Genomic DNA, 22061 nt, shown 5'->3' with positions numbered 1-22061 from the left:
TTATACCAATTTAAATTAAGAATTGTAGTGATTTTTGGAAATGGCTACATTAAATTGGTTATCCATTGTATACCGAGTTCCTCTCTCTTCTCTCTTCTCTTCCTTTGTGTCCTTTGCGCTCTTTGCGGTTCGTTTATAGGCAAGTCTTAGCCAAAACATGGATAAATTCAAGACTTTTTAACGAACCGCAAAGGACACATAGACGCGTTAGCGGCTTCCCGCAGGGTAGAACGCAAAGAAAGAAAAGATTTAAAGTGATTTAATATGATTATTAAAATTGTTCTGCAATTATTTATTATTCTGACATTTTTACTCAGCATTAGCGGCTGTAGTTTATTAGGTGTATCCTCCAATAAAGAACCGTTACCCGCCGTTTCTCCCCTCACGCCACCAAAGTTACCGGACTGGATTGAACAAATTAGTCCTATTGGTGATGCTACACCTTTAAATCAAATTCGCATCCGCTTTAAGGAAGCATTAATTCCTGTTGAAAATTTAGATAGTGCAGAACAACAAAATTTATTACAAAAATTTACTGTATGGCCGCCTTTACCCGGTAAATTTCGCTTTTTAACGCCGCGTATGGTAGGTTTTCAAGCAGATAAGGCACTACCCCAAGCGACAAGGTTTCAAGTTACTTTAAAAGCAGGTTTGGCAGATTTAAAAAATCACAAGTTAAATCAAGATTTAGCTTGGACTTTTAACACTGAACCTATTAAGTTGACTGATTTACCTGGTGTGAATCCTGTGGAGAAGGCGGAGATTCAACCTATAGATTTAAAACAAAAGCTACAATTTACCTCGAATGTGGAATTAAACTTAGCTTCGTTACAAGAACATCTTAAGCTTGTACCGGAAGGTAAAAATCAGGATATCAGTTTTAATATAGATTTAGCTAAAGAAGAAAAACCAACAGAAGGTGAAGATCCTTTAGCAACTTTTGACCCTTCAGCACGTAATTGGGTTTATAATCTCATACCCCAGCAAAGTTTAGAAAAAGGGACTAACTACCGTCTGGTGTTTTCTCCTGGTATATTACCAAATTACGGTAACTTACCTACAGATAAAGAGTCGGTGAGTAAGTTGGCGACTTATTCACCTTTAGAATTTAAAACCATCAACTTTTACGGACAGCCTGATGTTAACGGAACTTATGGCAGATTTATTAAAGGTAGTCCGCAGCTAGAATTTAATAATATATTATTGGCAGATTCAGTTAAAGATAATATCAAAATTGACCCAGCACCAAAAGATATTTCTCGACTGTTCCAAGTTCCAGAAGAATCTAATTTGGTGACTCTTAATCCCTACGCTTTAGAACCTGCGACTAATTATAAAATTACGATTGGGACAAATATTAAAGATAAATTTGGTCAGACTTTAAATAAACCTGTCACCTTACAATATAATACTGGTGATTTAGCGGGTGATATTTGGGTTCCCTCAGATTTACATATTTTTCCCTCAAATCAAAATTTACAGTTAAATATTAGTACAGTTAATTTACCAGAATCTAAATATAAAGCCGCTTATCGTGTAGTTCAACCTACGGATTTAGTGTATTTTAATAGTGCTTCGCCAAAAGGTAATGATAATGAGTTATTACCACAGCTAAATTCCTGGCAAAGCTTTAAAGTCAACTCTAAAAAGAATCAGCTTGTTGATGTCAATGTCCCGCTAAGAGAAAAGCTTGGTAGTCCGACAGGGATGTTAGCTTATGGAGTCCAAGCACGTACAAATAAATATCAAGATAATGGCAAGGAATTGTGGCGGGAACCTGTAACTTATGGTTTAGTTCAATTAACAAATTTGGGTGTATTTAGTCAATGGTTTCCTGACTCTGGTTTAATTCGTGTGCATCATTTGAGTGATGGTTCACCAGCTAAGAATGCAGCTATTGAAGTTTATCAATCAAAGTTAGAGGAAAAATATCCTAGTAATGCTTTACCTTGCACGACGGGTAAAACTGATGAAAATGGCACTTTTAGATTACAAGTTGATAATTTAAAGCAGTGTTTTCCTAATAATCAAAGATTTACTAAATCACCACAACTATTAGTAATTGCGCGAGAAAATCAAGATTGGGCTTTTGCCAGAACCGAAGAATATAGCGGGTCTTTTGGTTATGGTATTGATGCAGGTTGGCAAGAAGCTAAAGCAGAATCTCGTGGTGTAATTTTTTCTGATAGGGACTTGTATCAACCAGGCGAAAAAGCTTGGTTTACTGGTTTTGCTGATTATTTAGAAAATGGGACTCTCCAGCAAGATAAAAACGCTGTTTATCAATTAACTCTAATTAATCCCGACGGACAAAAAACCCAATTAGGTGGCAAAACTACCAATGAGTTTGGGACATTTTCTTTAGAGTTACCCATTCAGAAAACTCAAGCTTTGGGATACTATACAATTCAGGGTAAAGGTAAAAAAGGACAAGAAATTTCCGGCGAGTTTCGTGTGGCTGAGTTTAAACCACCTAACTTTAAAGTTGAACTTAATTTAGATAAAGAATTTGCCCTAGCTAACGATAAAGTGGAAGCGAAAGCCGCGAGTAATTATTTATTTGGTGCGCCTGTGGAAGCTGGGGAAGCAAAATATTTTGTCACGCGCCAACAAACTAGTTTTATCCCTAAAGGTTGGGAAGAATTTAGTTTTGGTAGACAATGGTTTTGGCCGGAAGAAAGTCCATCGTTAACCAGTGAGGTTTTGCAAACTAGCGACAAGTTAGATGCAAGTGGTAAAACGAGTCAAACTGTAACGGTGGCGAAAGATTTACCTTACCCAATGACTTACCAAGTAGATGTGCAAGTTGCAGATGTTTCTAATTTATCTGTGGCGGCTTCTCAAAAGTTTACCGCTTTACCCAGTAACAAACTAATTGGACTTAAAAGCAATTTTATTGCTGATGCAGGTAAGGCTTTACCTGTAGAAATGATAGTGACTGAACCTACAGGAAAACCCATCACAGGTCAACGGGTGCATTTAGAATTACAACAGATGAAATATAGTAGTGTGACGCAGTTAGTAGAAGGAAGTCGCACTGCTAAAAATCAAGTGGAATATAAAACAGTAGAACAAACAGATATTACTTCTGCTGAGAGTCCCCAAATATTAACTTTAACACCACGCGAATCAGGTTCATACAGAATTAGAGCTAATTTTAGCGATACAAAAGAAGAATTAACGGCGACAGATTTGCAAATTTGGGCAACAGGAGAAACACCAGTTTATTGGAGTTCGGAAGATGAAAATCGCCTAGAAGTTAAACTCGATAAAAAAGAGTATAATCCTGGAGAAACTGCCACCGCTTTAATTCAATCTCCCTACCCGGAAGCCGAATTATATTTTGCAGTCATTAAAGACAAACCAATTTATCAACAAGTCACAAAAGTTAAGGGAGGCGCACCCCAAATTCAGTTTCAAGTCACCCCAGAAATGTTACCCAATGCAGCAGTAGAAGCTGTATTAGTCAGACAAGGCGCACCTCTTAACCAAGTCGAACCAGGAAGTTTAGATAAACTTGTAAAAATTGGTTTCTCACCTTTTAAAGTCAACTTGCAAGATAAATATTTAAAGGTGCAAGTCACACCATTGCAAGCATCTTTAGAACCTGGTGCAGAACAAACAATACAACTAGAACTAAAAGACAACCAAAATAACCCCACCCCAGGACAATTTACTGTCATGGTGGTGAATGAAGCGGTGTTGCAACTATCTGGTTATCGTCCGCCAAACTTGGTAGATACAGTTTATGCAGAACAGCAAATATCTACCCGGTTCAGCGATAATCGTCCTGATGTGGTGATACAACCCCAAGATATAGCGAAGCCTAAAGGCTGGGGTTATGGCGGTGGTTTTTCTGTCGGTGCAGCAAATACCCGTGTCCGTACAGATTTTCAGGCGTTGGCTTACTACAATGGTTCTGTGTTAGCTGATGCGAGTGGGAAGGCGCAAATAACCTTTAAATTACCGGATGATTTCACGACATGGCGGGTGATGGCTGTCGCTACCGATGGAAACTTACGCTTTGGTAACGCTGACGCGACATTTATCACCACCAAACCACTGCTAACTAATGCCATCTTGCCACAGTTTGTCCGTCCAGGCGATCGCATCTTCGCAGGTTTATCAATCACCAACACCACCGGGAATAACGGAAACCTCTCAATTAACGGTGAACTTAGCGGTACAGTCAAGTTTGCGGAAAATAACCCCACCACGACTTCATTGCAAACCAACGCCGAACCAGCCACCAAAGCTTATCGCTTCCCCATGATTGCAGGTGGCGTTGGCGAAAGTAAAGTTAGGTTCACCACTCAACTAAATAATACAGCCGATGCTTTTGAATTACCCTTGGAAGTCAAGCCGCTAGAAATTACCGAACAAGTTGTTGAAACTGGGGTAACAGAAAAGCAAGTTAAAATTCCTCTGAATGTTGATAAAAATATCTACCCCGAAGCAGGCGGTTTAGATATTCAACTAGCGAGTACATTAATACCCGAAATTAAAGCACCAGCCAAACAAGTTTTAGAAGATGATGATTTACCCTTTGCAGAACCAGCCGCCAGTCAATTAATTATTGCTGCTAACCTGCAAACTTTAGCTAAACAATACAGTCAAACATTCGCTGAATTTAATCCTAGCCAAAAAGCAAATCAAGCCATTACCCAACTGCAAAAATTACAAATAGCCGATGGTGGTTTTGCTGCTTATCCAGGACAAGAAAAATCAGATCCTTGGGTTTCTGCATACTCGGCTGAATCATTAGTAAAAGCTAATCAAGTATTTCCTGGTTTTATTGATTCTGCAACACTAACGCGCTTGAAAAATTATCTGCAAAAGGTTTTGGCGAACCCAGGACAGTATGATTTTTGTAAACAACAAATTTGTAAAAATCAACTGCAATTAAATGCCTTAATTGCTTTAGCAGAATTAGGTGATAAAAGCAATAGTTTCTTAGGCGATATTTATCAGCAACGTAATAACTTTGATATAGTTACGCAAATCAAACTAGCGCGGTATTTATCGCAATTCCCCGAATGGCAAGATGAATCACAACAAATGTTGAACCAGTTACAAAAAAATATCTATGAAACTGGACGCAACGCCGTAATTAGTTTACCCCAAAGTTGGGGATGGATGAATTCATCTACCACCGCCCAAGCACAAGCTTTAAGGTTATTTATTGCCAAACAAAGTAAACCAGAAGTCATCGATAAATTATTCCAAAGTCTATTAGGTTTACGCCGCGATGGCACATGGCAAACTAACTATGATAATGCTCAAGCCTTAACGGCATTAGTAGAATATAGCCAACTCCAACCCACACCACCAAATTTTGCCACTACAGTTCAATTAGCTCGTCAAAAGTTAGGTGAAAATCGCTTTGATGGTTACAAAAATCCAAACTTGCAGCTAAATGTGGCAATGGATAAATTACCCCGTGGTCGCCATGATTTGATAATACAAAAATCAGGCAAAGGCAAATTACATTATTTAGTTGCCTATAATTATCGCTTGCAAGGCAACCAACCAGGCAGATTTAACGGGTTACGTGTCACCAGAGAAATTAGTAAAGTCGGAGAAGAAAAAGTTCTGCAAAAAACCGGGATGTATGCAGTTGATAAACCCTTAACTGTCGATAGTGGACAAGTATTTGATATTGGTTTAGAAATAATCGCCGATCATCCTGTAGACCATATAGTAGTTAAAGACCCATTACCAGCAGGATTTGAAGCCGTAGACCAAAGTTTTCAAACTGCGACAGCCGCACTGCAAGCGAAAGCCGATAGTTGGCAACTTGGTTATCGTAATATTTACCGCGATCGCATTATCGCCTACGCCGACCACCTCGAACCAGGAGTTTACAGCCTACATTACTTAGTCCGTTCTGTAACTCCTGGTACATACACCTGGCCTGGCGCAGAAGCACATTTACAATACGCACCAGAAGAATTTGGGCGTTCTGCTGAGTCTACTATTGTGCTTGAGGAGAAGGGTTGAGTTTTAAACGCAGAGGTTCGCGGAGGTAAACGCAAAGTCCTTCTCTCTTCTTTCTTCTCTTCGTGTCCTACCCTGCGGGAAGCCGCTATCGCGTCTATGCGTCCTTTGCGGTACCATTCTGGAAGCCGCTTCGCGTCTACGTTAAACAAATCGCTGCACAAACGCAGCATATTCCGCCGACTTCAACCCCTCCTGTACCACCTCCAAAACTCGCGCCATCTGATTATTTAACAGCGCCTCCACTGCCAACCACAACCCCGGAAACACCTGAGAACGAATAATTCCATCTGCACCAGGAGATAGTAATTGATACTCGCCATCAACTAAGCGAAACCATTCCAGTTTATTTTCATAAGATTGCCAAATCACATACTCTAACACCCCATTCCGGCGATAAACTTGCTTTTTAATACCCGTATCAATTGAGACGCTACTAGCAGCAATTTCCACAATCAATTCGGGAGAACCTTCAATGTAACCGTCATGGCTTAATCGAGTTTGTCCACCCGCCGCAGATTCAATAAACAGCACTGCATCTGGTTGGGGTTCGTTATCTAAATCTAATCTGACTGTTGGTTCAACACTCAAGTCAACACCAGGAGTCATGGCTTGATAGACTCCTAACCAAGTCATCACTCGACTGTGGGGTTTACCATGCTGTTCATGTCTTAAGGGAGAGGCCACGTAAACAATTCCTTCAATCAATTCTGCTTTCCTGATATGGGTTGCAGCATCATAACGACGTTCAAATTCAGGACGAGTTAAGCGATCGCCACTTTCCAAAGGAGGTATTGCTTGTGTTTTCACCATTTGCCAAGCTTGGGATTTGTTATATACTTCTCACTTTAGCAAACCACAGTTATTAATAACTATTGCTCATATCACGATGCAAAATCATGAAATAATTTTAATATTCTGTGCCGCACTCTTTCTCTAACGGCTTCATCCTCATCCGCTAACCCATCAAATAACATTTCATATATCAAAGGTACGCCTAATTCTAACTCTTCTAATAAAGCACGCTGACTCAATACATCTTGCGGTTCACCTTCTAGAATCAGTTGTCCTTTATCCATCACAAAAACCCAATCTGCCCAACGATATACCAAATCTAAATCGTGGGTTGCCATCATTAAAGTTGTGCCATCTCGATGAATTTTTTGCAGAGTTTTCAGCAAATTTCGCGTATGTTTCACATCTAAATAAGCTGTCGGTTCATCTAATAATAATAATTCTGGATTCAATACCATTACATCTGCTATAGAAACGCGCTTTTTTTGTCCTAAACTTAAATGATGTACTGGTCTTTCTGCTAAAGCTGTCAACCCAAACTCTACTAATATTTGTTCTACTCGGTCTTGAATTTCTGCAACTGGCAAGCCTAAATTACACAAACCATAAGATATATCTTCTTCCACAGTAGCAGCCACTAACTGCTGTTCGGGATCTTGAAAGATTAGCCCGACTTGTTGACGCAATTTCCCCAGATAATTGCGATGATAATTTAACGGTTCTCCACGCCACCGCACAACACCCTTATCAGGTTTATATAAACCATTAGCTAATAAAAATAACGTAGTTTTCCCACAACCATTCTGCCCAATTAGCGCACATCTTTTACCAAATGGAACTTTTAAGTTAAGACCATTTAAAGCTGATTGCTGTGCGCCGGAATAGGTGTAACATACTTGCTCAAATTCTAATAAATATTCCTGCATTCCGCCAAAATTCCAATCCGATTAAACCAATACAGCCGCAAATTGCTTCGATGATATATCTGGTTTGGGGATGATAGCGGCGAGGATGCCAAACTCGCAATTCCCCAGTGAAACCCCGCGCTTCTAAACCCAGAGAAAACTGACTATATCTTTGTAAGGTGCGCTGTAAAAGTTGTCCAATTAATATGGCTAAACTTTTCATCCAAATACGCCAAGTGCGATAGCCACCACGAGAATTCTGCGCTGTCCATATTTCATTGGCTGTATTCAGCAAAATGAAAATAAACCGATACATCAGTAATAACAAATCAGTTAACAGCACCGGAAATCGCAAGTAACGCAAAGTTTGTAAGATTTCTGTAAACGGAACAGTTAACATGAGAAAATATAAGCAAGAAACTGAGGCTAAAGCTCTGGTGAATATTGACCAGGCTTGCAGGCTGCCATGATGACTGACATAAATATAAAATTGCCCAAAGGTTAGCCCATATAAAGCATCTAATTGCACCTTTGGCAAATCATTAATTGACACACCATTGATGATCAAGGCTGGTAAACTAGTCAAACAAAAAACGATGGTAAATAATAACAAACGAAAATAAATCCCAGCCGGAATTTTGGCATAAACAATTGTCCAAACACCCATCCAAATTGCTATTAAAATCTGCACGAATGGATGGGTGGTAAGGGCAATAGCAAGAGTAGTCAAGGCAAAAATTAGTTTATGCTCTGGGGGTAATTTTCGCAACCGATTAGTATAAGCTAATGTATCTAATTGCAAACTCATTCTTCATGCTTTTGTTGTTGGGAACGGCCTTTATATAAGCCAATGGCGTAACCAATTACTCCCGCACCCAAAGCCGCTTGCGAAGCAAATAATAAGCTTTCTATTTCCCCACTAGCTGGTTCAAAAATTGATTTGAACCAAGGTTTATATTCTGGTTGAATTTTATTAATTTCTTCTTCAGCTTTGCCATCAGAACCACTAAATTCACCACCACGGACAAAGATTAATGGTGCAACAGCTAAAGCTAATACAGCTAATACTAATAACCAGTTACTCAACCCTTTTTTAGACTGATTCATTTCCTTGAGGTTCCCGTTTAATTAATTTCAGCAATTCTAATTCTTGAGGATTATAAGATTGCAACCAATTCCACACTAATACAGTTAGCAATCCTTCACTAATTGCGAGAGGAACTTGCGTTAAGGCAAAAATTCCGGCGAATTTGGTGAATGAAGCAATGAAGCCACCAACAGGCGCGGGAAAAGCTAAGGCGAGTTGGATAGAAGTAATAATGTAGGTGAGTAAATCTGAGACTGCGGCGGCGAGAAATATGGCAATTTTTTCTTTACCACCTAATTTAATTGTGAAATTATATATCCAGTAAGCGGCAAATGGCCCGGCGATCGCCATCGAAAAAGCATTTGCACCCAAAGTTGTCAAACCGCCATGTGCTAACAACAAAGCCTGAAACAACAATACTAAACTACCCAAAACCGACATGGTTAAGGGGCCAAACAGCACCGCACCTAACCCTGTGCCGGTAGGATGAGAACAGCTACCTGTAACCGAAGGAATTTTCAACGCGGAAAGTACAAAAGTAAACGCACCCGCCAAGCCGAGTAATAGTTTAAGCTGGGGGTTGGCTTGGGTAATGCGCGTCAAACTCCGCAACCCTAATAAAAAAAACGGCAATGCGACAACCCACCAAAAAATCGCCCACTGCACTGGTAAAAAACCTTCCATAATGTGCATTGCGTAGGCGGGTTTGGGTAAACCAACTACTAAATAAAAACTAATTACTGTCATCAGGCATAGACTAGCTAAAGCCTGCTTTTTTCGGTTCATAATCTGTACCTCGCAGATTTATGTAAATATATTCAGTTATATCGGCGGGCATCCTGACTCACCCAATTTTGGTTCACAGTTGCGGGACAGTGCCGGATTTACACCGAACTTTCCCCCTTACGTCTAATGGCTGTTCCCCATTAGAACCGATCTCAGTAAATATATCACTATTTTTAATGTTGGCACTTCCATCAAAGCCGCATCTATTTCAAAAATCAAATATAGTATCATCCATCAGAGTTAGGTGAGGTTGAATGCAGAAATTAACAAAACAGATGGTACTTTGGCTAAGTGCAACTTTGATGGTTTTGGGTTTGGTGAGTTGCGATAAATTCTTTGGTGCTTCTGGAGACTTGGTAGAACGGGTGAGTGATGGGGATACTTTAGCTGTCAAAGATGCAAAAGGACTTAAATTCAATGTGCGCTTTGCTTGTATTGATGCGCCAGAAGTACCCCATTCGCAGAAAGAAAGGAACAGTAAACTCGCCAGCGATCGCAATCAATTTGACTGGGGTGCCAAAGCACAAGCACGCTTACAACAATTAGTAAAACAATCAGGCGATCGCGTTATTTTGAACATCACAGATAGCGATCGCTATGGCAGAAAGGTTGCAGAAGTCCGCTTAAAAGATGGTACTTTTGTCCAAGAAGTCTTATTAAAAGAAGGTTTAGCTAAGGTTTATCGCCCTTATTTAAACAAATGTCCGAGTAAAGATTTAGTTCAAAAAGCAGAAGCACAAGCACAACAGCAAAAAATAGGTGTTTGGAGTGATAGCAAATTTACCAATCCTTGGGAATATCGCAGTCTTGCAAAAGAAGGCAGTGGTTCGGCTTCGCTCACCAACCGGAGGAAGAAGTAAAATCATTACTAATGTCTGGATCATAAAAATCCTTGAAAAAAACTTTCACACTTCAGGCTTCCTCTTCCCATCCATGTTGACAGGCGATTTCTTTGACGACAAATTCAATCAAGGTTGGGGGTGCGGCGGAGATTAAAATACTTGGATAAACTGCTGTACCCCAAATTGGATGAACCAGCACACAGCATTTATTTTTAATGACTGGATAGCCAAGTAAAGCTTTGACTACAGCAGTATCATTGTGCGGTATCGCACCGGGACGAGAAAGTAAAGGATAGCCAGTACGTGGATCAATTAAGTCTGTGAGATAGCCGCGATCGCGCAATTCAAAAGCCACATCACAACCAAATCCCATAAACTTTTGGCGTAACTTTTGTTTCTCCGCCTCGATTTCTTTGGTACTTTCCACTAAAGAAAATTGCGATCGTTGCAAAACAATCACAACCCAAAAAAAGGGTTCTTGTTGCCAATCTGGTAATATCCGTTCGCAATTAGTACATATATATTGGCTCGGTGCATGAATAGAAATTTGCACAGCTTGTCCCATATCGCCAGTTAAATTTATGGGACTGGTTTGTTCCGAAATGTAAACGCTTGGGTAGTTCACTAAATTGATATGGTTTTTTACAAGTTGTTAATTTATTCCTTGGGATCGATAATAACTCTTAAGACTTTATAAAAACCATCAATTTTCGCCCAGCAGTCAAATTTTATTGCAATTTATATATATAGATTATGAATTTTTAATTTAATTTTTATCGTTTATTAACCTTATTTAAAACTTAGCATTAACACTCTCGGTATCAATATTTTAGACTGCTGAGGCTCTTCAGTTTATATGTACTACTTTTCCTGCTGGTGATATTTTTGGAGAAGTTGCCCCAACCATAAAGTCAGGACAACTTCTGGTACACCCCTTGCACAATACAAACAATATCAGTATTCACAACAATTTGTTTGCCAAATTGGCAAAAGTTAAAAATTCAACGGTAGTCAAGTGTACTGTCTGGGGAAGTCTGAGGTGGATAATTAAGTTGAACGCTTCAGGTAAATTTACTCAATCTGGCGCTGGTGACTGAATCTGCCGTTGTGAATTGTAATAATAGAAGCAGTTACTTGATTGAGTCCCAATAGTGAAATTTCCTTCATTGCGTCAATCCTAGCTTTCAGGAATCAACTAAACTCAGTGAGGCTACTCATGAATATTGATCAGCAACTCAAGGTTAATTTAAGCGCAGAACTGGAAGTAGCTAAAAGACAATTGAAATCTGACCAAAAAGGTGGAATCGCAGCCTTAGATAAGATTTATCGCCAAGGTAAAGTTCCAGAACCAACTTTAAACGGTCGCTATTGGGGTGAGTTTTTGACTGCTAATTTCAATCCAGTTTTAGATAGTTGGTTAGATATCATCACAAAAATGTGGCTACCTTGGGAGGGTAAGACATTTGATGCCAACAATAATACTGGTGATAATATTTTTACCAATGATGGGTTATTACTAGGGCGCTTAATTTGGCCTTTCTATAATGGTTATGTGGCAGATACGAGAGGAAGAACCCTGGCATTTAAATTTCAGACATCCCGTGGTCAGTGTTTATTAGAACCAGATATTGAAGTTTTACGCTTGAGTTTCGATTTACCAGAGAACCCCCCATTTCTGATTCGGGAATTGGTAGACCAATTAGTTCAAATTGATGATAATTTTTACTTAGGAAAAGCCGTACTCAAACATCCAGAGGGCGGTCGATTCTGTGCTGCTTATTTTACTCTTAAATCGGGTTTGGGTTCAATTTAGTTTTACAGAATTAGAGATAAGTTTTCTGAGAAAATAGCAGTCCTATTTGATGAGTGAGCAACAGAGACAAGAGAGAGATGCTTATCAATTATTTAGGATTGCTATATTCCACAAAATAAATACATTGATCACACAATTCAGTTGGATTTACAGCACATTGAATATAAGGCGATCGCGCATTATATAAACAATCACTTTTATCAAGCAAATTTTGGGGTTTGCGACTTTGACTTTCTTCTCTAACTTCCATTGGTGGTGTAGCGATTGTTGATATAATTCCCAGCAAATACCAAACCCCACCACAAACAATCATCAACATAAAATCAGCTATACGTCGCATATTCAACACCTAGCTAAAATCCAAGCTTGTCAATGATTTTAGCGATATTGAAATATTTATTCATCCGTCATTAGCAATTTATTTTTAGTAAATAAAAACGAACAATAATTAGCAAAAAAGGATATATATACAGAAAATACTAGTATCTAAAGATATAGTAATTCGCTTAATTTTTTGAATTTACTGATATACTCAGAGAGTAGGAAAAAAGTCATTTCTGGTTGTTCTGATTTTTGCAAAAATAAAATATATAGCAGTCCAAAATCATTCGTAAACCAAAAGAAACCTGACTTCTTTAAGAAGCCGGGTATCTGAGCCTCTCGATTTTTACAAATCAAATATCTATCTACCTTGTCTACCTTGTCTCTATTCTTCCTATCTCAAATAAGACTACTCCAGGTTTCTAAACCTTGTAATAAAGTGCATGAATATCTGTTGAGTGTATCACTAACATCTCAGACCGTAGTAGTATAATCTACTCTGGTTTATTGTATCGCCCAAGTATAAGTTTGGTATTCCTATAATGTTGTTAAATCCAGTCGTCACCATCGAGATATTTCAAAAACAAGCCGAACCTCAAATATATGCAGCAGGTCAGATCATCTTTACAGAAGGACAGGCTGGTGATTTTATGTTTGGTATTATTGCAGGAGAAATTAACATTTTAGTTAACGGCAAAGTTGTAGAGACAATTACAACTGGTGATGTGTTTGGCACGGGGGTACTTGTAGGTATTAAAAATCGGACTTATACTGCGATCGCTAAAACTGAATGTAAACTTGTCTCTTTGGATGAAAGAAGATTTCTCTTCGCTGTTCAAGAAACACCTATGTTTGCACTCCACGTCATCAAAAACTATTCAGAGCGTTTGTCTCGATTGCAACACATGGTATAAGTGAGTGTGACTCGGTTTAAAATCAAGTGGGCAATAGTTCACAATCGGGTTTCAACAGACTGTTATGTTGTAAACATTGCCCACCTGACGATGATTGATATTGCAAGTTAACTTTTACTTCTTGCCAACATCACGCGCCATGTTGAGGTAATAGTCCTCTACTTTTTTCTGAGAACGACGACGGGTAAAGGAAGGTGTTTCCGAGGTAGTTTTCTGCTCTGTTTTTGTCGGTTCTTCTGAAACTCGCTTGAGAGTTTGCGCCGCATCAGATTCCAAGTAATAACTAGAGCTAGAGTTACTAAACCCGAAAACTTTCCCAAAAAAGCCAAAAATACCACTGAAAAAACCGAAAATGCCCTTGAAAACTACAGAAAAATAACCTTCAAGGCGAATAAAGACATTCCGAAGAATTTGAATTAGACGATCCATAGCAGCACCCTCTATGATTGCCTACTGCTATTGTGACTTAATTTAGTCCTGGTTAGGTATTCTCCCACGGGTATAACTACCAAATGTCGATAATTCATCTATGAGATGTATCTTTTGGCAGTTTAGTCAATATCAAGAAATATTTATTAATATAGTTATAAATCAGTGTCAAAAATTAAAACGTTCTCATTTGCGGATACTGGATTTTCCACCATCGGAGTAGAAGACATGAAAGACCAAAAAACATCCGACTCTAAAGAGTTCGTAGGCAATCTCAAGAATGGGATTTGGCTATTTGGACTCTCTTCTTGGGTCTTTGGCATTACCGATCGCAGTATCGCTTCTTTTGCAGATGGTTATCTCTCTGCTTTGGATTTAACGCAACTATTCACAGCTGCTACATTTTTTGTAGCATGGTTATTTTTAAAACCCACATCCAAGGTTTAAGGCGGTTGATTGGTCATAAGTTTGTTTAGTTGGTCGCTGATTTTATCAAGCTAATAAATACTTCCGAGGTAGAACGTTTTCTTATAGCAAAGTGCTGTGTATTAACATCAGATGATTTCATTGAAATCATCTGTGATTCTCTGCGTAATATCAGTGATAATTCGGTAAATCTGTGCAGAAATATTAAAATTCTCCCCTCTACGGCCTTAATAATAAGTAATTGACCGGACACAATATAAGCCCTATTCAAGATGATGCAATTGGTAAAGTGAGACTAAACCCTGTTTGACCAGAAGTGGAAGAATCTAGGACTAGTTCGCCACGGTGCGCCCGGACAATTTCACGGGCGAGGCTGAGTCCCAGTCCAATACCTTCTACTTTCCGGGTACGGGCTGGATCACCACGATAAAAGCGTTCAAACAACCGATCGCGATCGCTGGGTAAAATATCTTTTGATGAATTGGTAACAGTTATTTTAAGATTTTTTTGGGTTTGATGTGCCTGAATTTTAATCCAACCATCAGCAAAATTATATTTAATTGCGTTACTCAGCAGGTTTTGTATAACTTGCATAAGTAAATCGCGATCGCCTTTTACCCGCAAATTCTCAGGAATATTAGCTTGCACATTCAACTGAGGAGCCAGCAATTCTACATCTTCAATCATCTCCTGTAACAACTCAGACATATTGACATCCACCAAATACAAGCCCATTTTGCCTGCATCCGCCAAAGACAGCAGCAAGAGTTTCCGCATAATTGTACTTAAACGATGCACTTCATCCAGTAAATTGGTTAAACGTTGCTGTACATCACTTCCTGGCTCAACTTGTTGGAGCGATTGTTCTAATTCACCTTGCAAAATAGTTAATGGAGTTTTCAGTTCATGGGCTGCATCTGCACTAAAGCGGGAAGCTTGGGTAAAACTGCGTTCCAGACGTTCTAACATTTGGTTAAACACCTGAATCAGTTCCACAAATTCTAAATCTGTTGTCTCAGTGGGAATACGCTGATCTAACCCTTGCACTGTTACCTGTTGAATGACACCCGTTAATTCGTGAATCGGACGTAACGCCCCACCAGAAACAAACCAAGCCCCAGCCGCCACTAGCAGTAAAGCCCCTGGAATTAACACCAAGAAAATATAGCGGATACTGGCCATTTCTTGATTTACGGGTTGTAAGCTGACAGCAACCGCTACCTGAGAATTCGGAAACTTCAATGCACCAATTCGCCAAGTTTCTTTCGCGGTGTGTTCTGTAACAAATTGTGGGGGATTTGGGCGCGGTGGTGGTTGTCCTGGCGGATTTGCGCCGAAAATTACAGGTCTTCTTTGTCGGGGAATATCTGGCGGTGCAGGTGCTAACTCTAAACGCTTCACCAAGAGATTTTTCACCTCAGTATCCCCAGTTAAGGAGTTAAATTCGTAGACGGTTTTACCCTCAGTATTCAGCACCAGTAAGGCGACAGGAATTTTGGTATTTGTACCCAAGCCAACAGGTAAAAATTCTGGGCGGGGAGGTTCCTTTCCTGGTTCTGGGGGACGATTGGCGCGGATTAACTGATTTAACAGTTCGCCATCTAAGCGGCTAATTTTGGCATTGTAAATCTGAAACCAGGATATTGCACCAAAACCTACCAAGGTAGTACCAGCTAAAGCCGCAGATAACAACGCAATCCGGAGTCGAAACGATCGCAGATGTTTCACGATTGATTCTCTGGTTTGCGAAACCGATAGCCAACGCCGCGAATACTTTCAATCCAATTTGTTTCATCAATCGGCTCAATTTTTTTGCGAATGCGCTGAATACACACATCCACAACATTGGTATTAGGGTTAAAATCGTAACCCCAAATATGTTCTAAGATTTGGGTACGGGTAAAAACTCTTCCGGGAGAACGCATCAGATATTCCAGTAAATTAAATTCGCGGCTAGTAAGTTCGATGGCGCGTTGATTGCAAGTGACTTCCCGCGCGATGCGATCGAGTTTGATTGAGCCAACCGTCAATAAATTTTGGCGATCGCCCACACTCCGACGCACCACCGCATGAATCCGCGCCGCTAATTCTTCCACAAAAAAAGGTTTAGCAATGTAATCATCGGCTCCCAAGTTTAAACCAGCCAGGCGATCGTCTAATTCATTACGTGCTGTTAACAAAATTACCGGAGCATTCCGCCCTTCTCGCCGTAGTTGTTTGAGAATCGACAGTCCATCTTTTCCTGGCACCATAATGTCAAGAATAATGGCATCGTATTCATTATCCATTGCTCGCAGATATCCCTCATCACCGTTGTCGCAATAGTCTACGACAAATCCTTGCTCCTTCAGTCCAGCCCGGACGAAGTTCGCAATTTTTGCTTCATCTTCGACAAACAGAACGTTCACAAGTCTTCTCTAATTCAATGATGATTTCATTATAGATTTGTCCTCTTGTGACTAAAATTACAAATCTGTAATTTATACCACTATTATCTCAAATCTTCAGAATTTAGCAAATTACAAAAATGTAATGGAGAAAATAGCCTGTCTGTCATTTTGAGATGGCTTAATCATAAATATCAGCTACAGCAAATTTTGAGGTTAATTATAATGAATATTCGTAGAGTATTAGGTATAGCAATAATTCCTTTGATGATTGGAACCTCTGGATTTGTGGGAACTAATTCAGCAAATGCCGATGCTACTTCTGTGCATAATACAAATATTACAGGACAACCAATAACTAATAAAAAACCACAAATTAAACGTCGCCAAGTCCGTCCACAAGCAAAAAAGAATCTCCCTCAAAGTAATCGTCAAAACCCAAATTCTCAGCAAGACTTAAATAGTCACAAGAAAGACAACTTTTGAATTTTGACTTTACTTATCTAAAACCCTTAGAGGATGTTTTAAAAGTCCTATTGTTAGTAGCCAAACATTTTAGATCCCCCTAAATCCCCCTTAAAAAAGGGTGACTTTAAAGCATTTCCCCCCTTAAAAAGGGGGGTTAGGGGGGATCAAGAAGTGCTAATAATCACAACCAACCACTTTTCAAACACCCTCTTAAACCCCTTCACCCAGTCTCCACAGATAATCTTTGTACATAAGTCTTACTAGAGTTTATGAATACCAAAAATCGTCTATTAAATCGCAGAGAGGCACTGGGTTTATTTAGAGCAGCCGGAACTGCAATCTTTGTTGTGGGTTGTATACCGAGAAAATCTGTTTCTACACAAGAACAAATCAGTGCATCTGTGCCAGTATCATCTACAGTCAAGTCTGCAACATCACCTAGTTGTGTTCTCAGTCCACAGCAAACCGAAGGGCCATATTTTGTGGATGAGAAACTCAATCGTTCTGATATTCGCATTGATCCTGCTGATGGTGCAATCAAAGCAGGTGTACCTCTGCAATTAACACTGCACATTTCTCAGGTTGGCAGTACTGGCTGTACACCCGTTGCAGGTGCCATTGTCGATATTTGGCACTGTGATGCGTTGGGTGTTTATTCTGATGTGACAGACCAAAGTTTTAATACTGTGGGTAAAAAGTTCTTGCGTGGTTATCAAGTCACCGACGCTCAGGGGAATGTCCAGTTCACAACTATTTACCCTGGTTGGTATGAAGGGAGAACTGTGCATATCCACTTGAAGGTGCGTACACAAGAGAAATATGAGTTTACATCGCAATTATATTTTGACGATGCGATGAGCGATCGCATTTACACCCAAGCACCTTACGTCAGCAAAGGACAGCGCACTATCAAGAATGCTGATGACGGAATTTTTCAAGATGGTGGCGAACAAATGTTACTCAAGCTGAAAAGCAATGGAAAAGGTTACACCGCCTCTTTTGATGTTGGACTGCAAATGACGTAATTTTGGCAAAATACTATGCACAAAAATTACAAAAATGTAATCCACAATCAGGGCGAACTGTAATTTTTACTCGGTTAAATAAAAAACATCAACAACTTAACTTTCTAGAGGATAATTATGAAACTCAACAAAGCCGCATTCGTAGCTACAATTTCCATTCTCGCTGGTACATTCGGTGTAATTTCCTTAAATCAAGTCAATGCAGCTAATCCAGCGTATAAAATTGCTCAAGCTTCACAACCTTCCAACCAACCACCAGAAGGTCAACGCCCACCCCGCCCCGACTTTGCCGCTGCCGCCCAGAAGTTGGGTGTCAGTGAACAAAAATTAAAAGATGCTTTGGGTGTTCCGGCTAATCCTCCCGGACAAGGGCAAGGACAAGGTCAACGCCCACCCCGCCCTGATTTTGCCGCCGCTGCCCAGAAGTTGGGTGTCAGTGAACAAAAATTAAAAGATGCTTTGGGTGTTCCGGCTAATCCTCCCGGACAAGGGCAAGGACAAGGTCAACGCCCACCCCGCCCTGATTTTGCTGCTGCTGCCCAGAAGTTGGGTGTCAGTGAACAAAAATTAAAAGATGCTTTGGGTGTTCCGGCTAACCCTCCCGGACAAGGGCAAGGACAAGGTCAACGCCCACCCCGCCCTGATTTTGCCGCCGCTGCCCAGAAGTTGGGTGTCAGTGAACAAAAATTAAAGGATGCTTTGGGTGTTCCTGCTAATCCTCCTGAAGAAAATCGTTCTGATGCAAGAAGATAGAGTCAGAAAATTAATTGCAACTATACAGCGATAGAGTTTGTTTTCCAAAAATAGAACAGACTCTATCGCTGTTTTTTCAGACAAAATACAGCACACCCAAAAAAGCTCTTTCCTATTTCCAGCCTTTACAGATGATTTCAACAATCAAAACAGATCACTACATCTAAGAATTGTAACCTTTATTCATAAAAGTCTGAGGTTATTACTTAAACCAAGTTGTATAAATATTACGAATAGTTGATTAATATTATTTTCTTCACAACATTCTTATATTTCATAACTATCCTCGTAGATACAGACAGTTATTTGAATGACCACAGTTAAAGCAAGTGACTGCCTTAATTTTAAAACCCTTTTATATCAATTCATTGTAGAAAAATATGAATTACTGTCCTTGCTGTTCGGAAGTACTCTTACAACATGTGCGTGGTTCTGAAATTACCTGGTTTTGCCGCCACTGTTGGCAAGATATGCCTGTATTAAGTTGTCAGCGTCCTAGTTTGTTAGCAGAAGTTATCAGAGAAGAAATACCTAGTAAACCTGAACTGCCAAAAAACCTTCCTGTTACAAGTTATGTCAGATCCTACAAAAAAATAACTGGCTGGGTAGGCGTTAAAGATGTACTAAATTAACGTGAGATTTGGCGCTTTTTTACTACACCCTCAAATTTAGCTATGTCTTAATATCTGCTCAATACCACATTTTATAAGCCAGTAAGAAAAATGTGCTTGTTAAATAACGACCTTAATTAGTAGCAACCTACTTCCTCAAATTTTTTCGCATTAAGTGGAACTACTGTTTTATCTGTTGTCTCTTCGCTACAAAATATGATCATAAAATCTGCAAAAATAATAATTCATTAACAAAAACTTGCATAGCCTTAAGTAAGGAATGAATTATGAATCAAATGCCAGTAACTGTAACGTTATTCATTACTTATCTTTTGATGACCTGCTATTTTTTTGGTAACTGGCTAAGATTCTCTCTACGTCATCCTGCATCTTCTCCAGAAGAGAAATTTTTGTATTTGCTTGTATCTTTAATTACAACTCTCTTTTGGCCTTTGATAATTCCTCTATCTTGTTGGCAAATACTTAAGAAACGCAAGTTAGAGTTAAATCATTTAATTCCTGTCATCTTAGTAATGTTTGCTTTTAGTATTTCTTATTATCTGACTTATCTTTATTAATAAAGCTAAAGTACAGCCATAAAACATGACATTCATTTGTAGAGTAGGGAATTGGGAACAAATTCTGCGTAAGTTCGGATACAATTTCACGAATTCATCGGTCTTTCATTCTTTTCCCTTACCCCTTGCAGTCTATCTGTATCGACCTTAAAGAAAACGACACTACTCCCCAGCCACTCCAATTTGGGTTCTGTATCAGCCCTGTGTGGCTACAGTCTGTGTGATTCAGGATGAATGAATTGAAAATTTTCAACTAACTGCATCAAGGTTTGCCAATCTTATCAGAATATAAAGATTGATTAAGATAATGGCATACTGAAAAATATGATAAAGATGTTAGCTGAAAACTGGACTGTGATTGAAGCAAATTTACAGATTAATTGGCTGCTGGTAAATAACTGGTTACAGTTTGCAGCTTGGGGTGTTTTTTCGCTGTTGCTGGCAGAGGTACTCAGGGACACTTACCATGCTTTATGTCACAAAGTGAGTTGGTTGGCTAAATGGCATAACAAACACCATGCAGCCTATCGGCGAGACTTATCGGTAGTTTCTCTCAAAATTTATCAAGAATCTCAGCTTTACCACGATATTGTAGAGTCGGTGCTTTTAGTCTTTGTTTTGATAATAGTGGCTTTATTAGTGAACCAATGGGGGTTGTGGTTAGGGGTACTATACGCTTGCACCTTTTTGTATGGGGCATCGGTACGCTATTTTCAAGGAAAAATTGATACTGACTATAATCACTTACCCGGCCCTTTAGAAATTATTCCTTCGAGTTTGTGGGTAAATCGTGCTTACCATTGGCGACACCATTTTGATGATGTAAATGCTTATTACAGTGGTGTGTTTCCGTTGGTGGATAAAATTCTGGGTACAGCACTTTCTCTTAAAGGTAAAACCATTGCCATAACTGGTGCATCGGGAACTTTGGGACAAGCGTTAACGGCAGAATTGATTAAACACAATGCCAAGGTTGTAGCTATTACGACAAATCCAGAGAAGCTAAACACTCAAACAGGAGTAATGGTACTTCCTTGGGAGTTGGGCAATGAGGCACAACTGCGAGATAGGTTAGAAAAAGTCGATATTTTGATTATCAATCATGGTGTGAATGTTTATGGCGATCGCACACCCGAAGCCATCAATTCATCTTATGAGGTGAATACTTTTTCAGCATTGCGGTTGATGGATATCTTCATGACAACGGTGACAGGGCCACAAGACAAAGCCACCAAGGAAATTTGGGTGAATACTTCGGAAGCAGAGGTATCACCAGCCCTGAGTCCCCTTTATGAACTGAGTAAACGCACCTTGGGAAATATTATTACCCTTAAACGTTTAGAAGGTAATTGCATCATTCGCAAATTAATTCTCGGCCCGTTTAAAAGTCAACTTAATCCTTATGGGGTAATGTCAGCCACCCAAGTGGCAAAATTCATTGTATTTTTGGCAGTCCGGGACTTTCGCAATATTATCGTGACAATTAATCCCTTGACGTATTTGCTATTTCCCTTCAAGGAGACTAGTACATGGCTGTATTATCGCGTGTTTAGTAAAGCCAAGAACTAGAATTAATGCGATCGCTCATCAGTAAAATGTAGGATGGCGATCGTATGTATAATTCTGACTCGGTTCTAGCAGATAAAATGAAACAAAGACAGGCAACCAGCTAAACGGAAACTATTATGAGTCAAGCTATTGAAGGAGTACGCTGGACAATCCACGATATAGAGGTTCTACCTGAAAATGAGTGGACACGCTACGAAATTATTAATGGAGAATTATAGCGTTTTCCAGTCTAATGAGATACAGTAATTAGATAAGATATAGATTATGAGAAGATATAAATGAAAGCATACTCACTTGACTTTCGGCAGAAAATAATTGATGCGTACTTAGAGGGTGGGATCTCACAAAGACAGTT

The 22061-nt window shown here is 39.5% G+C and carries 20 protein-coding genes, 1 pseudogene and 1 riboswitch; of the genes and pseudogenes, 11 read left to right on the top strand and 10 right to left on the bottom strand.

The window, feature by feature from the left end; translation table 11 throughout:
* Nucleotides 1-264 precede the first annotated feature (264 nt).
* Complete coding sequence (locus tag H6G75_RS21375) at nucleotides 265-6000, top strand: alpha-2-macroglobulin (RefSeq protein WP_190982028.1); 5736 nt, start codon at nucleotides 265-267, stop codon at nucleotides 5998-6000.
* 141 nt (nucleotides 6001-6141) lie between these two features.
* Here the strand turns inward: H6G75_RS21375 and H6G75_RS21370 are convergent, their stop codons facing one another.
* From H6G75_RS21370 to H6G75_RS21350, 5 genes are all read right to left on the bottom strand, one after another.
* A complete protein-coding gene (locus H6G75_RS21370; RefSeq protein WP_190982027.1) occupies nucleotides 6142-6810 on the bottom strand; it encodes a Uma2 family endonuclease in 669 nt (222 codons plus the stop codon).
* 71 nt (nucleotides 6811-6881) lie between these two features.
* A complete protein-coding gene (locus tag H6G75_RS21365; protein ID WP_190982026.1) occupies nucleotides 6882-7718 on the bottom strand; it encodes an energy-coupling factor ABC transporter ATP-binding protein in 837 nt (278 codons plus the stop codon).
* Nucleotides 7693-8505, bottom strand: a complete 813-nt coding sequence (gene cbiQ, locus H6G75_RS21360) for a cobalt ECF transporter T component CbiQ (protein ID WP_190982025.1) — start codon at nucleotides 8503-8505, stop codon at nucleotides 7693-7695. The genes H6G75_RS21365 and cbiQ overlap by 26 nt, the downstream gene beginning before the upstream one ends.
* A complete protein-coding gene (locus tag H6G75_RS21355) occupies nucleotides 8502-8804 on the bottom strand; it encodes an energy-coupling factor ABC transporter substrate-binding protein (protein ID WP_190982024.1) in 303 nt (100 codons plus the stop codon). The genes cbiQ and H6G75_RS21355 overlap by 4 nt, the downstream gene beginning before the upstream one ends.
* Nucleotides 8791-9570: an energy-coupling factor ABC transporter permease gene (locus H6G75_RS21350; protein WP_190982023.1), complete on the bottom strand. Its 780-nt coding sequence runs from the start codon at nucleotides 9568-9570 to the stop codon at nucleotides 8791-8793. Before H6G75_RS21350 ends, H6G75_RS21355 begins: the two co-directional genes overlap by 14 nt.
* 25 nt (nucleotides 9571-9595) lie before the next feature.
* Nucleotides 9596-9736, bottom strand: a riboswitch (cobalamin riboswitch).
* Nucleotides 9737-9824: 88 nt separating this feature from the next.
* Here H6G75_RS21350 and H6G75_RS21345 point away from each other — a divergent pair.
* Nucleotides 9825-10430, top strand: coding sequence for a thermonuclease family protein (locus H6G75_RS21345; RefSeq protein WP_190982022.1), 606 nt, complete (start codon nucleotides 9825-9827; stop codon nucleotides 10428-10430).
* 52 nt (nucleotides 10431-10482) lie between these two features.
* Here the strand turns inward: H6G75_RS21345 and H6G75_RS21340 are convergent, their stop codons facing one another.
* Entirely contained in the window at nucleotides 10483-11037 is a 555-nt protein-coding gene (locus H6G75_RS21340) for a methylmalonic aciduria and homocystinuria type D protein (RefSeq protein WP_190982021.1), read from the bottom strand.
* Between the two features lie 591 nt (nucleotides 11038-11628).
* Here H6G75_RS21340 and H6G75_RS21335 point away from each other — a divergent pair.
* Nucleotides 11629-12225, top strand: coding sequence for a hypothetical protein (locus H6G75_RS21335; RefSeq protein ID WP_190982020.1), 597 nt, complete (start codon nucleotides 11629-11631; stop codon nucleotides 12223-12225).
* A gap of 88 nt (nucleotides 12226-12313) precedes the next feature.
* Here the strand turns inward: H6G75_RS21335 and H6G75_RS21330 are convergent, their stop codons facing one another.
* Nucleotides 12314-12565: a DUF6464 family protein gene (locus H6G75_RS21330; protein WP_190982019.1), complete on the bottom strand. Its 252-nt coding sequence runs from the start codon at nucleotides 12563-12565 to the stop codon at nucleotides 12314-12316.
* 526 nt (nucleotides 12566-13091) lie between these two features.
* On the opposite strand from H6G75_RS21330, the gene H6G75_RS21325 reads away from it, so the two are divergent.
* A complete protein-coding gene (locus tag H6G75_RS21325) occupies nucleotides 13092-13460 on the top strand; it encodes a Crp/Fnr family transcriptional regulator (protein WP_190982075.1) in 369 nt (122 codons plus the stop codon).
* Nucleotides 13461-13574: 114 nt separating this feature from the next.
* Here H6G75_RS21325 and H6G75_RS21320 read toward each other — a convergent pair whose 3' ends face one another.
* Nucleotides 13575-13889, bottom strand: a complete 315-nt coding sequence (locus H6G75_RS21320) for a threonine dehydratase (protein WP_190982018.1) — start codon at nucleotides 13887-13889, stop codon at nucleotides 13575-13577.
* A gap of 228 nt (nucleotides 13890-14117) precedes the next feature.
* On the opposite strand from H6G75_RS21320, the gene H6G75_RS21315 reads away from it, so the two are divergent.
* Nucleotides 14118-14336, top strand: coding sequence for a hypothetical protein (locus H6G75_RS21315; protein ID WP_190592138.1), 219 nt, complete (start codon nucleotides 14118-14120; stop codon nucleotides 14334-14336).
* Between the two features lie 246 nt (nucleotides 14337-14582).
* Here H6G75_RS21315 and H6G75_RS21310 read toward each other — a convergent pair whose 3' ends face one another.
* Nucleotides 14583-16043, bottom strand: coding sequence for an ATP-binding protein (locus tag H6G75_RS21310; protein ID WP_190982017.1), 1461 nt, complete (start codon nucleotides 16041-16043; stop codon nucleotides 14583-14585).
* Complete coding sequence (locus tag H6G75_RS21305) at nucleotides 16040-16723, bottom strand: winged helix-turn-helix domain-containing protein (RefSeq protein WP_190982016.1); 684 nt, start codon at nucleotides 16721-16723, stop codon at nucleotides 16040-16042. The genes H6G75_RS21310 and H6G75_RS21305 overlap by 4 nt, the downstream gene beginning before the upstream one ends.
* A gap of 204 nt (nucleotides 16724-16927) precedes the next feature.
* Here H6G75_RS21305 and H6G75_RS21300 point away from each other — a divergent pair, with 204 nt between their 5' ends.
* The 6 genes and pseudogenes from H6G75_RS21300 to H6G75_RS21275 form a co-directional block, all read left to right on the top strand.
* Nucleotides 16928-17188 carry a hypothetical protein gene (locus H6G75_RS21300; protein WP_190982015.1) on the top strand — a complete coding sequence of 87 codons (261 nt, stop codon included), beginning with the start codon at nucleotides 16928-16930 and terminating at the stop codon, nucleotides 17186-17188.
* Between the two features lie 251 nt (nucleotides 17189-17439).
* On the top strand, nucleotides 17440-18195 hold the full coding sequence (locus H6G75_RS21295; protein ID WP_190982014.1) for an intradiol ring-cleavage dioxygenase: 756 nt from the start codon (nucleotides 17440-17442) through the stop codon (nucleotides 18193-18195).
* Between the two features lie 117 nt (nucleotides 18196-18312).
* A complete protein-coding gene (locus tag H6G75_RS21290; protein ID WP_190982013.1) occupies nucleotides 18313-18948 on the top strand; it encodes a hypothetical protein in 636 nt (211 codons plus the stop codon).
* 380 nt (nucleotides 18949-19328) lie between these two features.
* Nucleotides 19329-19580 carry a hypothetical protein gene (locus H6G75_RS21285; protein ID WP_190982077.1) on the top strand — a complete coding sequence of 84 codons (252 nt, stop codon included), beginning with the start codon at nucleotides 19329-19331 and terminating at the stop codon, nucleotides 19578-19580.
* A gap of 881 nt (nucleotides 19581-20461) precedes the next feature.
* Entirely contained in the window at nucleotides 20462-21706 is a 1245-nt protein-coding gene (locus H6G75_RS21280; RefSeq protein WP_190982012.1) for a bifunctional sterol desaturase/short chain dehydrogenase, read from the top strand.
* 116 nt (nucleotides 21707-21822) lie between these two features.
* Nucleotides 21823-21921, top strand: a pseudogene (locus H6G75_RS21275) (Uma2 family endonuclease); the annotation flags it as partial.
* Between the last annotated feature and the right edge of the window lie 140 nt (nucleotides 21922-22061).

Source organism: Nostoc sp. FACHB-280 (assembly GCF_014697615.1).
Taxonomy (GTDB): domain Bacteria; phylum Cyanobacteriota; class Cyanobacteriia; order Cyanobacteriales; family Nostocaceae; genus Nostoc_B.
This window is presented reverse-complemented; position numbering and strand designations above follow the sequence as displayed.

What these genes read in the sequence shown, in the direction of transcription:
- H6G75_RS21375 (WP_190982028.1), top strand. Translation starts at nt 265, where the DNA reads ATGATTATTAAAATTGTTCTGCAATTATTTATTATTCTGACATTTTTA.
- H6G75_RS21370 (WP_190982027.1), bottom strand. Translation starts at nt 6,810, where the DNA reads ATGGTGAAAACACAAGCAATACCTCCTTTGGAAAGTGGCGATCGCTTA.
- H6G75_RS21365 (WP_190982026.1), bottom strand. Translation starts at nt 7,718, where the DNA reads ATGCAGGAATATTTATTAGAATTTGAGCAAGTATGTTACACCTATTCC.
- cbiQ (WP_190982025.1), bottom strand. Translation starts at nt 8,505, where the DNA reads ATGAGTTTGCAATTAGATACATTAGCTTATACTAATCGGTTGCGAAAA.
- H6G75_RS21355 (WP_190982024.1), bottom strand. Translation starts at nt 8,804, where the DNA reads ATGAATCAGTCTAAAAAAGGGTTGAGTAACTGGTTATTAGTATTAGCT.
- H6G75_RS21350 (WP_190982023.1), bottom strand. Translation starts at nt 9,570, where the DNA reads ATGAACCGAAAAAAGCAGGCTTTAGCTAGTCTATGCCTGATGACAGTA.
- H6G75_RS21345 (WP_190982022.1), top strand. Translation starts at nt 9,825, where the DNA reads ATGCAGAAATTAACAAAACAGATGGTACTTTGGCTAAGTGCAACTTTG.
- H6G75_RS21335 (WP_190982020.1), top strand. Translation starts at nt 11,629, where the DNA reads ATGAATATTGATCAGCAACTCAAGGTTAATTTAAGCGCAGAACTGGAA.
- H6G75_RS21330 (WP_190982019.1), bottom strand. Translation starts at nt 12,565, where the DNA reads ATGCGACGTATAGCTGATTTTATGTTGATGATTGTTTGTGGTGGGGTT.
- H6G75_RS21320 (WP_190982018.1), bottom strand. Translation starts at nt 13,889, where the DNA reads ATGGATCGTCTAATTCAAATTCTTCGGAATGTCTTTATTCGCCTTGAA.
- H6G75_RS21315 (WP_190592138.1), top strand. Translation starts at nt 14,118, where the DNA reads ATGAAAGACCAAAAAACATCCGACTCTAAAGAGTTCGTAGGCAATCTC.
- H6G75_RS21300 (WP_190982015.1), top strand. Translation starts at nt 16,928, where the DNA reads ATGAATATTCGTAGAGTATTAGGTATAGCAATAATTCCTTTGATGATT.
- H6G75_RS21295 (WP_190982014.1), top strand. Translation starts at nt 17,440, where the DNA reads ATGAATACCAAAAATCGTCTATTAAATCGCAGAGAGGCACTGGGTTTA.
- H6G75_RS21290 (WP_190982013.1), top strand. Translation starts at nt 18,313, where the DNA reads ATGAAACTCAACAAAGCCGCATTCGTAGCTACAATTTCCATTCTCGCT.
- H6G75_RS21285 (WP_190982077.1), top strand. Translation starts at nt 19,329, where the DNA reads ATGAATTACTGTCCTTGCTGTTCGGAAGTACTCTTACAACATGTGCGT.
- H6G75_RS21280 (WP_190982012.1), top strand. Translation starts at nt 20,462, where the DNA reads ATGATAAAGATGTTAGCTGAAAACTGGACTGTGATTGAAGCAAATTTA.